The sequence below is a fragment of the Robinsoniella sp. genome (genome assembly GCF_034124845.1).
In genome coordinates this window covers 1-12,187 of record NZ_JAWYAJ010000542.1, presented here as the reverse complement: position 1 = coordinate 12,187, position 12,187 = coordinate 1, and the positions used below count along the sequence as shown (strand labels likewise).

Annotated in this window: 11 protein-coding genes; 1 reads left to right on the top strand and 10 read right to left on the bottom strand. The window is 43.2% G+C overall.

The window, feature by feature from the left end; translation table 11 throughout:
• Window positions 1-202 precede the first annotated feature (202 nt).
• The 8 genes from ACH2DQ_RS27025 to ACH2DQ_RS26990 form a co-directional block, all read right to left on the bottom strand.
• On the bottom strand, window positions 203-1,627 hold the full coding sequence (locus tag ACH2DQ_RS27025; RefSeq protein ID WP_394912366.1) for a rhamnulokinase family protein: 1,425 nt from the start codon (window positions 1,625-1,627) through the stop codon (window positions 203-205).
• A 74-nt stretch (window positions 1,628-1,701) separates the two neighbouring features.
• Window positions 1,702-2,469, bottom strand: coding sequence for a DeoR/GlpR family DNA-binding transcription regulator (locus tag ACH2DQ_RS27020; protein ID WP_394912367.1), 768 nt, complete (start codon window positions 2,467-2,469; stop codon window positions 1,702-1,704).
• Window positions 2,470-2,517: 48 nt separating this feature from the next.
• Entirely contained in the window at window positions 2,518-2,862 is a 345-nt protein-coding gene (locus ACH2DQ_RS27015; protein ID WP_394912368.1) for a glycerol dehydratase reactivase beta/small subunit family protein, read from the bottom strand.
• A complete protein-coding gene (locus tag ACH2DQ_RS27010) occupies window positions 2,859-4,676 on the bottom strand; it encodes a diol dehydratase reactivase subunit alpha (RefSeq protein WP_394912369.1) in 1,818 nt (605 codons plus the stop codon). The genes ACH2DQ_RS27015 and ACH2DQ_RS27010 overlap by 4 nt, the downstream gene beginning before the upstream one ends.
• Window positions 4,673-5,065 carry a diol dehydratase small subunit gene (locus ACH2DQ_RS27005; protein WP_394912370.1) on the bottom strand — a complete coding sequence of 131 codons (393 nt, stop codon included), beginning with the start codon at window positions 5,063-5,065 and terminating at the stop codon, window positions 4,673-4,675. Before ACH2DQ_RS27005 ends, ACH2DQ_RS27010 begins: the two co-directional genes overlap by 4 nt.
• Window positions 5,066-5,710: a propanediol/glycerol family dehydratase medium subunit gene (locus ACH2DQ_RS27000; RefSeq protein ID WP_394912371.1), complete on the bottom strand. Its 645-nt coding sequence runs from the start codon at window positions 5,708-5,710 to the stop codon at window positions 5,066-5,068.
• A gap of 11 nt (window positions 5,711-5,721) precedes the next feature.
• On the bottom strand, window positions 5,722-7,386 hold the full coding sequence (locus ACH2DQ_RS26995; protein WP_394912372.1) for a propanediol/glycerol family dehydratase large subunit: 1,665 nt from the start codon (window positions 7,384-7,386) through the stop codon (window positions 5,722-5,724).
• 395 nt (window positions 7,387-7,781) lie between these two features.
• Window positions 7,782-8,324 carry a D-lyxose/D-mannose family sugar isomerase gene (locus ACH2DQ_RS26990; protein WP_394912373.1) on the bottom strand — a complete coding sequence of 181 codons (543 nt, stop codon included), beginning with the start codon at window positions 8,322-8,324 and terminating at the stop codon, window positions 7,782-7,784.
• Between the two features lie 298 nt (window positions 8,325-8,622).
• Between ACH2DQ_RS26990 and ACH2DQ_RS26985 the strand changes: the two genes are divergently transcribed.
• Window positions 8,623-9,807: an ROK family protein gene (locus ACH2DQ_RS26985; protein WP_394912374.1), complete on the top strand. Its 1,185-nt coding sequence runs from the start codon at window positions 8,623-8,625 to the stop codon at window positions 9,805-9,807.
• On the opposite strand, the gene ACH2DQ_RS26980 is transcribed toward ACH2DQ_RS26985, so the two are convergent.
• Together ACH2DQ_RS26980 and ACH2DQ_RS26975 are read right to left on the bottom strand one after the other, a co-directional pair.
• Entirely contained in the window at window positions 9,776-10,921 is a 1,146-nt protein-coding gene (locus tag ACH2DQ_RS26980; protein ID WP_394912375.1) for a uroporphyrinogen decarboxylase family protein, read from the bottom strand. The two genes, ACH2DQ_RS26985 and ACH2DQ_RS26980, sit on opposite strands and share 32 nt — an antisense overlap.
• Before the next feature lie 224 nt (window positions 10,922-11,145).
• Window positions 11,146-12,187, bottom strand: a 1,042-nt coding sequence (locus tag ACH2DQ_RS26975) for a glycoside hydrolase family 38 C-terminal domain-containing protein (protein ID WP_395028683.1), incomplete at its 5' end; no start/stop codon positions are given.

Sequence of the window (12,187 nt, the reverse complement as noted above, 5' to 3'; positions counted from 1 at the left end):
TCACCATTTTTTGTCGTAATGCCCATATTTTCAAACCTCGCATCTGTAATGCCGGTTTTTTGTAAATCCGGCAATCTAAGTTATATCAACATGACACCGGCAGTCCTTAACACCTGAACAAATTCAGACTTTATCAACCGCCGGGATAAAAAATTCATTGTTTTGGCTTGTAAATTGTCAAACCAATGTTATAAAACGGATCTTATGCCGGAATATGTACCTGCTGTGCAAAGGATGCTTTCACAACCTTACGTCCTTCTTCTAAGGATTCAATTGCTCCCATAGCTTTTAACTGCATTACTACATTTCCGAGAACGGAACCTTCAATCGGACCTGCCACTACTTTCTTACCGGTTGCTTTCGCGGTCAGTTCACATAAAAGCTGATCCTGAATACCGCCGCCTACCATATTTATACATGGTATTGTCTCGCCTGTCAATACTTCCAGACCTCTGATGGTTGCACCATATTCATTGGTCAGGCCGTTGTAAATCGCCATCGCAATTTCTCCCAGTCCTTCCGGTGTTCCCTGTCCGTGTTCTTCACAATATGCGATAACTTCTTTCATCATGTTATAGGGGGCTGTAAATCTTGGATCATTAGGGTCTATCATGAAATCCTGTCTCTTTGCTTCTCTGGAAGCCTTGATGATATCCGGGAAGGATACATCTCCCTCGAACTCACACCAGTTTTTACGCAGGTTCTGCATAATCCATAATCCGTTGATATTCTTCAGATAACGGATTTTACCTTCTACACCGCCTTCGTTTGTGTAATTATATTCAAATGATTTTTCGGTTAAAATAGGCTCATCTATTTCCATACCAAAGAGTGACCAGGTTCCACAGCTTAAAAATGCCGCATTTTTCTCTTCAAATGGAGTTCCTGCTACTGCTGATGCAGTGTCATGGCTTCCAACTGCAATCACCTTCACACCTGAAAGACCAGTCTCTTCGATTACTTCCGGACATAAATCCCCGATTACGGTTCCCGGTTTTGTCAACTCTCCGAATAACTCTTTTTTAAGACCAACTTTTTCGATCAGCTCGTAATCCCAGTCTCTGTTTTTTGCATCCAGAAGCTGTCCGGTACTTGCCATTGTGTACTCATTGTACATCCTGCCTGTGAGGAAATATCCAAAAAGTTCCGGCATAAATAAGAGGCGTACTGCTTTATCATAAATGTCCGGGCGCATTTGTTTATCAGCATAGATCTGGAACAGCGTATTGAAATTCATGAACTGGATTCCGGTGGTTGCATAAATATCTTTTAAAGGAACGATCCTGCCCACTTCTTCGATCACACCAATCGTTCTGTCATCACGGTAGTTAACCGGATTGCCGATGAGGTTGCCATCTTTATCAATTAAACCGTAATCAACTCCCCAGGTATCAATTGCAAGGCTCTGGATCGGGATTTTTTTAGCTGCTGCTTTTTTTAATCCTGTTTTTAATTCATGATATAAACGGAAGGTATCCCAATAAAAATTCTTTCCTACACGAACCGGATCATTAGCGAAACGGTGTAATTCCTCTAATTCTATTTTTCCATCCTGATATTTGCTTAAAATCATTCTTCCGCTGGACGCTCCAAAATCAAACGCCAAATTATAAATTACTTCTCCCATGTCTAGCACCTCTCATTTAAATTTTAAAATTTGTATTTTTATAATCATAGAAACCACATTAAATAATTTCTAGTTTATTCATCCTCATTTGATAAAACTTTTACACCACGCTCTGCCAAAGATTTACGCCATTCCTCCGGAATCTTGTCAGTCACAAGTATATCTCCGCTTTCCAGATTTAATACTTTTACAAAGAAGACTTCCCCCATTTTACTGCTGTCAGCCGCCAAAATCGTTGACTTCGCACTTTTGCGCATGGCGATTTTTACTTCTGCTTCCATTTCATGAGAGTCTGTGACTCCTTTTTCGATATCCACACCTTTACAGGAAATAATAGCTTTATCCACATAATAATGAGACAATACCTCCTGCGTCGCTTTGCCAACCAGGGAAAGAGATGAGTCTCTTAAATTTCCACCGGTGGATATCACCTGAATGCCTTCATTTCCGGATAATTCGATGAGAACTTCCACAGAGTTGGTGATAACCGTGAGCTTTTTCATCCTCTTAAGCTCCTGTGCTATCATCAGGGAGGTGGAAGAGCTATCCAGCATAATGCAGTCCCCTTCTTCAATCAGTCCTGCTACCTTTTTCGCAATTACCTGTTTTTCTTTGCGGTTGGTCTTTTCCCTGATTTTCAGGGGCATGTCCATTGTGATATGCTTATTCAGCACCGCACCGCCATAGGTTTTTTTCACAAAACCCTCTTTTTCTAATTTTTCCAGATCTCTTCTGATTGTTTCTTCTGTTACATTGTATTTTTGGCTGAGTTCCGCCACTAATACTCTTTGTTCTTTTTGTAAAATTGATAATATCTCATTCTTTCTCTCAATTGCCAGCATACGTGATCCCTCCAGATATTTCAATCAAATTTTAAAGCTGCAGTCCTATTATACATCATATACCTTTTTAAAAGCTACTCTTTTAATTGCTCTGGCGCTATTTGCTCCCAGTGACCTGCACTGGGCAAAGCTTGGGTAGTTGACTTCAAATACATTCTGTCCTCTATGTAAGCCTCTCATCTGCATGGCTGCACGTGAACCGATGATCCCGATACCTGCTCCTAAAATAGACTCTGATGCCGCTTCGTATGCCAGTTCATCCAAATCCTCAGATTCCAATTCCATTACTTCGTATAAGACGCCTTCTTCTTCTATGCCTGCACAGATTTCCCGAAGCAGATCTCTGTCCGGATGATTTCCACAAATTAGAATGGAAGGCTTTTTTGCAATCATCTGCTTCCTCCAAGATAAGAAAGCACCAATCCCGTGGCAACCGCATTTCTGGGACCCTCACAGCGTCTGATATTCCCCCGTCCGCAGACAATCTTATAATTGGAAAGTTCCTCCATCAGCATCTGGGGAATTTCAAAGTCTTCTGCCGAACCGCCCACCAATACCACATTTGGAATCTTCCTGAGATTCCGGTCAGGCGCAACCTGAGTCAAAGCCCGGACTGCATTACGTACAAAAACTTTTTTCTTGGCTTCCCGCCTTACAGCCGCTATTTTTTCCATTGGTATATCTTCTTCTATCTTTATGAGTTCTTCCGGATGAAGCAGTACCACATTCCCAAAATACCTGGGATCGATGGATTCCTCAAAAAACTGCATCGCTCCATTTTCCAGCCTCATATGAAACAGACTTTCCACTCTGGCCAGCGGATACTTTTTAATCTGCTCCGCCGTTGTTCTTGCAGACAGTCCAAGTTCGGTCTGAATCAGCATGGATACCAGTTCTCCTGCTCCGGCCTGATGAGTCGTTCTGACCGTTCCCTTTTCATCAATCATCGCTGCATCCGTAGAACCGCCGCCAAGATCAAGAATTGCCAGGGGCAGCTGTGTTCCCGGGGTCGTGCAGGCACCCAGCGTAGCCATCACAGCTTCCACTCCTGCCACCTTTGTATATATCCCCAGTTCCTTTTTTAACTCATCTGCAATCTTTTCCATGGGCAGCTGCCTGGTTTTAACCATTGCTGCAATACCCACTGCTTTTTCCATACACATTTCTCCTGCCAGAGAGCCGGAAATCTGTACAGGTGCCAGGGTATCCACCGCAAGTATATCTGTGATGCGAATATCCTGACCGTTCTCATCCGTCACTTTTTCCATGCCTTTTTTAATACCGGAAAGCATATTTCCCACATTTGTTTCCCGCTGCCCGCTGATATCCCGGATTTCTCCGGCACGGGAGAGGGTATCCATAATTGTATCTGCACCTGCATCAATATTAACCGTTAAAGAGGTGGTTCCTTCTATATAAATATCACCTGCAGGCAGAATATTTTCTTTTACGTTGCCGTGTGGTGTCTTGATTACTACAGCGCTTCGCTTTCCAATCAAACTTTTTGCAATGGGCGTAACCATTCTGGTTTCTTCCGGTCCAAGTTCCAGAAGTGTTGCGATTCCATAAGGATTGGACAGCATACTGATACCCTGTCCGGGAAGTGCCACTTCAATCGCCGCAAGCTTTCCAGCCGGTACACGCTCAATCTGACGCACTTCATCGATGATCGGAATTTCAATGGAAATCCGGTTTTCTACAAGAACAGCCTCATCCGCCTGAAGTATCAAACCTTTAATGCTGATGCGCCCGCTGTATTTATTAATAATTCCTGCAACCTCTTCATAACTGAAACGGCTGAGAGCTGTAAGTATATAGGGGACATCACTTTTTGCAGACGAAATCTGTTCCAGCGGCAGTAAATATCCCACTGCCTGTCCTGCTCCCGCAGGTGTGGAAGGATTGTGCCCAATCATAGAGGATTCGGTTATAATGGTTTCCGTTATGGTTTCCATCGCCGTATCCCCGATGACAGGTGCCGCCTCATTGATTCGGATCAGTTCTATCTCGCTTACCTTCCGGTCAATACGGCCCATCGCCTCCAGAAGTGCTGCTTTTATCCCGTGAACGTTTGCCACAGTGCCTTTGGTTCCTGTAGTCATGCGGGAAGCACTGGATAAAAAGCGCAGTTTGCCCTCTTGTGAAAAAGAACCGATACATACTTCAGTTGTGGAATTGCCAATATCTACACCTGCAACTATTTTCACAGAAGAATCCCTCGTTTCTCGTACACCTGTGCAGCTTCCATAACCAGTTTTGCACAGTGTACCGCTCCATATTTCTCCAATAGTTCCTTCGCCATCTCAACCAGTTCCCGCTTCGTGGAACGGTTCGGACGTAATTTATTATACATTTCCAGAATGACTTCATCGGGAACATCCACCAGTTCTCCGGCACGCTCAAAGTTCAGTGCCATGGGATCATTTCCGGCTTCCTTGGACACCTGACCCTGTTTCTTTAACATTTCCTTAGAAATTTTAATGTCATCAGCCGTAATATTTCCTTTTCGCACCTGCTCCAGGGTAATATCCGACAGTTTTTTACCTGTCTTAGAAGTAATACTTTCTGCTTCATGTTGTCCTAATGGGTATCTCATCTATGCTTCCTCCCATTCAATAATTGGTATTTCCTTGTCCACCTGTTCCGTTTCACGAATGTGCATAAGCGCTGCCTTCACCTGGAATTTTGCGCGAACCATAGGATCGTTAATGCTTTCAATGGGAGTTACCTTTTCCCCTTTTACATATCTGGCTGCATTTCTTCCTATTTTCCGGTAAGTTTCCAGTGTCATAAGGGGTGCCTGGGGAAATAATTCCAGATTTGACAACGGATAGAGGTCTCTCTGGTGGATAACAGCCGTTCCTTTCGACTGCAGTCCGATTCCAATGCCGGAACCGCTGATCTTGGCTGCTTCCAGACCCATAAAGCAAACATCTGAAGTTTTCAGTACTTTTACAACCCTTGGTACCATGCCTTCTTCTTCAATTCCCGCTTTCAGGTTCTTCAATACTTCGTTGAGATCCAGACCAACAATTGTAGCGCTGATCTCTCTCTGAAAAGCAGGTCCCACTCCGATTACTACTTCCTTTGGATTCGTTCCCTTTTTCGCCAGAGGAAAGCCGGAATAATCGGTTTTTACAACAGTATGGCTTTTTTCTGCAGATGCGGCAGACGGATGATTGCCAAGCTGTGCGATAACCGCCTTTGCAATGCTTTGTATTAACTCTTCATTTAATTCCATTCTGCCACCTCCTAAAACTGTTCCGGATCTATAATATGAGGAATTGCTTTAATTTCTTCCCAGCGTTTTCCATCCACACGATATCCGGTACCCGGTCCCATATAATCATTCGGCGTATTCACCCCGGAAAGTACATTAAAGTGCTCGTCCAGAATTGCCGATGTCTGCATATAATCTCCAATAACACGTTGTTTCAGCATATTGAGTATGCTCTGTGCCAGATCTTCAAATCCGCTGTCTGCAAGGGCTTTTACAATATCAACTCCTGTGATTCCACGCTTCATCATATCTTCTACAGACATGAGATCTGCTGCCACATCACGGGATAAGGTATCCTTGCTTCCATGTGCATATGCCACTGCTTCTACCTGTTCATCCGTAACCTCAGTGAGCCCCAGGTATTTAAACACTGCCTGAACAGCCTTACCCGCTTTCATTCTGACACGGATAACTTCTTCTTCCGTAACCGGACGAAGCCCGCCGTCTACCTGCATATCACGCTGGATTACATTATAGTCATCAAAATCTTCCGCATCAAAGTTCGAACCTGCAAATAAATTATCATAATTGGGTTCAGCCGCATAACCGGAAAAAATGAAATCCGTACCCGGCATAAACTGCAGCATTGTTCTTGCAGTTCTGCGCATATCCGAATTGGAAAAACTCTGATCATTGGAAGACGCACATTCCAGTCCTAAAAGTGCAGCTACCAGGTTTTCACCCATAACCTCTCGGATTCCAGCCGGCACGCTGGCTGCTATACCGATACAGCTGACGGAACCATTCTGAATGCCCTGTGACCCTGCTCCTTTTGTGACATAGAGACATCTGCACTCCAGATAAAGCATAGACTTTTTCTCGGTGCTTCCCATTAATACTTCGGAACCTGCTCCCGAAGTAAAACGGACTTTCAGTCCTCTGGACGCATATGCTGAATTTAAAAACGCTTTGGAATAAGGCGTATCGTCTCCGTCTACAAAGACTTTTTCCGTACCATAAACGGACAGTGTCTCTGCATATGTAGTGAGTCCCCGGATACCAAGTTCTAACTCTGTGGCTTCTTCTACCGCACACTGAGTTAATACACCTTTTCTTCCCGCCTGGGAACCGATCAGCAGTGCGATCGCATTGAACGGAGCATACCGCGCAATTCCCACCGTAGTCTCTTCTTCCGCAAATCCCCGAAGTGCACCTTCTGCCGCATCTGCCGCGATCTGTACCGGATCATCCTTCAGGTTCGTAATATGTGCCTGATTTCCCGGTGTCCTTCTGGCACGCATTTTCTGCATACCCATCATCATTTCTACCACATTCAGATAGTTGATGACTTCCACCATTTTAGCCGGTGTAATCCCGGAAACAAGTTCTAATATCTCTTTTCTGGATACATGAATATCCACGATCATGCGGGCAATATCTAAAGACGGCACTGCCATAGATCGCTCTGCTCTCTCTACATTAATCGCATATTCTGCAATAAACTGATCCAGGAAATCAAAGTCCGCTTTTTTCTTTCCATCCAGTTCCGTAATGACACCGTCTTCTACTTTTATAGAAGGTTTCGGGTCATATGGGCTTTTCATAGCAACAAAACCCATCTCCGGCCATTCATTGATAAATCCATCCATATTGACCGGGCGTTTGTCTAATGTTTCAATTCTTTTTGACCTCTTCATGTTTTCACCTTTTAACCGTTGTACCGGGTAATTGTCTGTAAAATACCTCTACTGTAAGTTTCTAAAAATTATATAAGTATTATACTACAAAGTGATGTGGTTTTGCAAGTTTTCTTTTTGTTTTTTGTTGGTTTTATTTGTTTCCTGGGATTTTTTTTGAAGAACGGAATTAGAATTTGTTTGGTTTTTTGCAGAAATAAAAAAAGCCTACCCTGTTCACAACAACAAGGTAGGCAGCGTCCGTTAAGGACAAACCCTTATTATAAGGATAACTACCTGACTTAGGGCGGTTATTCCTTTTATGTTTCATATAATATTACTTTTGAGTCCAATTGTCAAATGCAAAACTTGTGTTGGCATCTTGTAAATTCATATGGGAATACGATAGGCATGTTTTATTCCTCAATCACCGGCATCCTTTTAATCCTGCCATCCGTAAAAATATCATACTCATCATAGCAATGGGTACTGAATTCACTGATAACTGCCCCTTCTCTTCCTGCCTGGAACCAGTGCCTGGTATTGGGATACAGGGTATATTGTTCTCCCTCTTTTAAGCAGATCTCATGAAATACGGTAAATCCTGGCTGATCCGGTAAAAGTTTGGCTTTGATATCTTCTGTTGGAACTCCTTCCACATATAGGTATACTTCTCCCTTCCTGCATCGGAAGGTCTCCTCTTTCCCCTCATAATTATACCCTACGGATGGGTGAAGATGCTCCGGGCAGGTCTGGTGGGGGAGCAGCACCATTTCTTTTGAACAGCAACGGTCCGTATTTATGTACACTACACTTTCCAGACCAATCCGGTAGATATCATTTAACCCGAAATCCGCCACCTCGATCCGTTCTACTTCTTCCGGTGTCAAAACAATATTTGCTTTCTTATAATATTTTAATGCCTGTTCCTTAACTTCCTGATAAACCCTCTTATTCATAATTGTTTTCCTTTCCTGATGACAAAGCCTGTAGTTTCCTATTTCTACCCATCAGGAAAATCACACTTTGCGGTGTGTTCATCTGACGAATATGATTTTTCTGTTACCTGACATACTCTGGTTTTTTTACGAAATATAGGTTGACTCTCAATACCGCTATTTGTTATAATTGAATTAATAAAGAGTTTTTATTTATATGGTGCCTGTTTTTTTCTTCTGTAACATTTTAATGGAACTATTTTGTAAATTTATTTTACTAAATTTTATTAAAAGCAATATACTAATGGAGGGCAATACCTTGCGTAAAGGAGTTAATCACACAGATGTCAAAAATACAAACCGCGGCATTATACTGCAGCTGATCGCTTCGGGAAAAGACTATTCCAGGGCAGCGATTGCCTCTAAAATTCATTTATCCAAGATGACTGTGACGAACATCGTAAATGAACTGATCGAGGAACACTATGTCTGTGAATCTCAGATTGAGGAAAACACCAATATCGGGAGAAATCCGGTACAACTGGATATCGCACCGGACGCCCCTAAGGTCATTGGAATTTACCTGTCCCGGGATGCGGTTCACTGTATCCTGACAGAGATAACCGGCAAAATCTTATATCACCAATTTACCCCTTTCTGTGAAGAGACTGCTAATACCCTCACACAGAAAATCATAAAGCTAATTCAGGATGCTTCCGCCGTGACAACCGATACCATCCTTGGAATCGGTGTTTCCTCCATCGGACCTCTGGATGCGGAAAAAGGAGTCATTTTAAAACCCACAAATTTCTTCCATATCTCAGACTACTCTATTAAGGCTATCCTGGAGGACTGCTTTCAGATGCCGGTATTTGTCAACAATGATATGAACGCATCGGCACTTGCCGAAAAGCTGTTTGGAATGTGTATAGATACCAAAAACTTTGTCTATCTGGGCATCTCCAATGGCATTGGATCGGGCATTATATCGGATGGGAAGCTGTTTCAGAACAAAAGCGGCTTTGTGGGAGAAATCGGACACATGGGCATTTATTATGAGGGCGCTCTGTGTTCCTGCGGAAGAAGGGGCTGTCTGGAAGCCTATATTAACATGCCGGTAATTCTGGAAAAATTGCGGCTCGCCAGCAATGACCCTTCCCTCACCTTCTCCGATTTTATTTCCGTCTCTAAACAGGAGGCATGTCATGAAATTTTTCAGGATATGGCTGAAAAACTTTCCTATGCAATTATAAATACCTGCAATATGATGGATCCTCAGATTATTATACTGGGGCATGAGGGCTACTACCTGCCGGATCGTTACGTATCATACATCCAGCAGGAAGTAAATGCCAAAATACTGGCTGCCAGCCACAAGTATATTTCCATTCGAAAATCCAGTTTTGGTATGAAAACTCCGGTAATCGGCAGCGCCTGCTGTCTGTTAAACGAATTTTTCGCCGGACATTTCTTTACTCCAAATCATTTGAAGGGCAGCCGTTGAATTCGGCTGCTGCTTCAGCCATGGCTCTGACATTTTCAACAGGAGTATCATAAAACATATAGTCACTGGCTGCCAGAATGTGCTTTCTGCCCAACCGTTTTGCCGTTTCCAGAATACGAAAACTTATTTCTTTAATTTCCTCTGGTGTACCCAAAAGAAGTTTATCCAGTCCGATATTTCCTCTGGTGCAGATCTTGGGGTCTAATTTTTCAAATGCATCTTCTATAGACTTTACATTTCCAACCGGTTCTTCTGAAAGTGTTTCAAACAAATCAATCCCCATTTCGTTATAAAATCCAAGAGAAAGCATTGGCTCGATCTTGGAGCAGATATGGGTATACACCAGCAGCCCGTTCTTATGAGCCATTTCGGTGACGACTTTCGAGTAGGGAACCAGATAATCCCGGTAATACTGTGGGGATATTAATTCCGAACCGGGTCCTCCCAGAAAAACAAAGTCCGCTCCCCCTTTTGAAACCGCCAGAAGCAGCCTTTCATCAAGCTCTAAGATCTTATCCATCAGCCTTTTAAAAATATCCGGACAAGTGAGTGCAAACACGGCAGTATCTACTGTATTTGGAAAACAAAGCAGCTCATAGGGCTGCATCGGCCACTGCAAATCCAGGGCGCTGTCTTCTCCCACTATTTTGCGTATATGTCTCACTCCCTCTGTAATTGGGGAAAAATCTTTCACCTCTAAAAGACAGTCCAGATAATACTCAAATATTTCAAGTTCCTCTTCTTCCGTAATAAAATATTTTACAGCCAAAGCACCCTTTCCTTCATCTTCAATGATTTCTGATGTAAGAGAACCCAGCGCTGTAATTAACTTTTTATGGGTTAGCCTTCTATCCGCTGTTTTTCCCGGTCCGCACACATTTTTCATCTGCAGCTTCGGGGTGAGTTCGTGCAGCTGCGGCAGTTCATAATTGTAAAGCGGGATTACGTCAAACATCTCCCAGGCATTCCTGGTATCCTCAATTGTGGTATCTCCAATCCAGGTTTTCTCTGCAATCTTCGTATCAAATCCTGCGCCTGCCCCGATCTGCGGCGAGCACAAAAATCTCTGCCCGCCGTTTTTTACATAATCGATTAAAATTTCTCTTTTTGTCATACTTATACCCCTTGCATACCGCAGACGGGTCTGCGGTACTGCTTCAATAAAAAGTATGGAACGCTTTTTGTTCCATACTTATACCCCTTGCATACCGCAGACAGGTCTGCGGTACTGCTTCAATAAAAAGTATGGAACGCTTTCTGTTCCATACTTATGCCCCTTGCATACCGCAGACGGGTCTGCGGTACTGCATTATCCCCAAATAATATTTTCAGCCTGCTTTAAAAACATACCTTTATAGAACGGAGCGCATATTTGGGCAGTGCCGCCCTCACTTCACATCCATCTACTTCAACCGCTGATTCTTCACATTCTTTTTCTGTCAGACAGGTAAATCCTGCAGATAACGGTTTTTCTAAAAATTTAAGGCTTACCCTTTCCTGGACATCACTGCAGCTATACACCCGGACTACCACAGCATTGCTTCCATCTTCAGCTGCTTTGACAGAAGAAATCTTTACATTTCCGGTAACTTCCATGAAACTTTCTTTTTGTTTTGCCGTGCCTCCATGAATCGTACCCGACATTGCATAAATAGGATGCGAGAATCGGATTGCTGCCTTTAAGAAATTTTCTCTGCTGTAATCCTTTTCGATACCTATGCCAATATTGATAAAATGTTCTCCCAGATCCGGATACGGATCCGGATCAAATGATCCCCTTACCAGATCCACTGACAGCACCTGGTTTTTGCCCCGGTAGCCGTATTTGCAATCCGTTGTCACCATTATTGCGGTATCTCCGATTTTCGGGATTGGGGCTCCATAGTAAATGGCGGGAACGTCATGACCCAGTTCTTTTCTTAAAACGGAACCTGCCGGTATATCATAGAGGAACTCTTCCGCTTCATAGCCAAAAGGTGTATAGAACTGAAGCTGTGGGATTTTCTTATTTTTCTCTCCTGTTTCCAGCCAGTCCAGCTTTATTTTGTAGCGAATTAAGGTATCGCCTGCATTTAAAATGATCTTGACCTTCAGCCTGAATTTTTCATATTCCATTTCATAAACCAGGTACCGGTTCAGACCCGTGAGTTTTTTACCGGTCACCTTGACAAATGCCTCTTCATTGACATCTGTGATTCTGGAATACCGTCCAACGATCCATGCGGTCATTTCCTCGGTATCACTTTCTTCTACGTATCGGAAATAAGCCGATGGATTCTGCTCATCTATCAGTTCTTTTCCGCCGTTTAAACCGGCGAAGGATAATAATTTCATGGTTCTGGTATCAAATACCGCACGGACCTGATCGTTTTCCAGAATA

Excerpts from the sequence above, each read along its gene's own strand:
- ACH2DQ_RS27025 (WP_394912366.1), bottom strand. The coding sequence starts at position 1,627 with ATGGGAGAAGTAATTTATAATTTGGCGTTTGATTTTGGAGCGTCCAGC.
- ACH2DQ_RS27020 (WP_394912367.1), bottom strand. The coding sequence starts at position 2,469 with ATGCTGGCAATTGAGAGAAAGAATGAGATATTATCAATTTTACAAAAA.
- ACH2DQ_RS27015 (WP_394912368.1), bottom strand. The coding sequence starts at position 2,862 with ATGATTGCAAAAAAGCCTTCCATTCTAATTTGTGGAAATCATCCGGAC.
- ACH2DQ_RS27005 (WP_394912370.1), bottom strand. The coding sequence starts at position 5,065 with ATGAGATACCCATTAGGACAACATGAAGCAGAAAGTATTACTTCTAAG.
- ACH2DQ_RS27000 (WP_394912371.1), bottom strand. The coding sequence starts at position 5,710 with ATGGAATTAAATGAAGAGTTAATACAAAGCATTGCAAAGGCGGTTATC.
- ACH2DQ_RS26995 (WP_394912372.1), bottom strand. The coding sequence starts at position 7,386 with ATGAAGAGGTCAAAAAGAATTGAAACATTAGACAAACGCCCGGTCAAT.
- ACH2DQ_RS26990 (WP_394912373.1), bottom strand. The coding sequence starts at position 8,324 with ATGAATAAGAGGGTTTATCAGGAAGTTAAGGAACAGGCATTAAAATAT.
- ACH2DQ_RS26980 (WP_394912375.1), bottom strand. The coding sequence starts at position 10,921 with ATGACAAAAAGAGAAATTTTAATCGATTATGTAAAAAACGGCGGGCAG.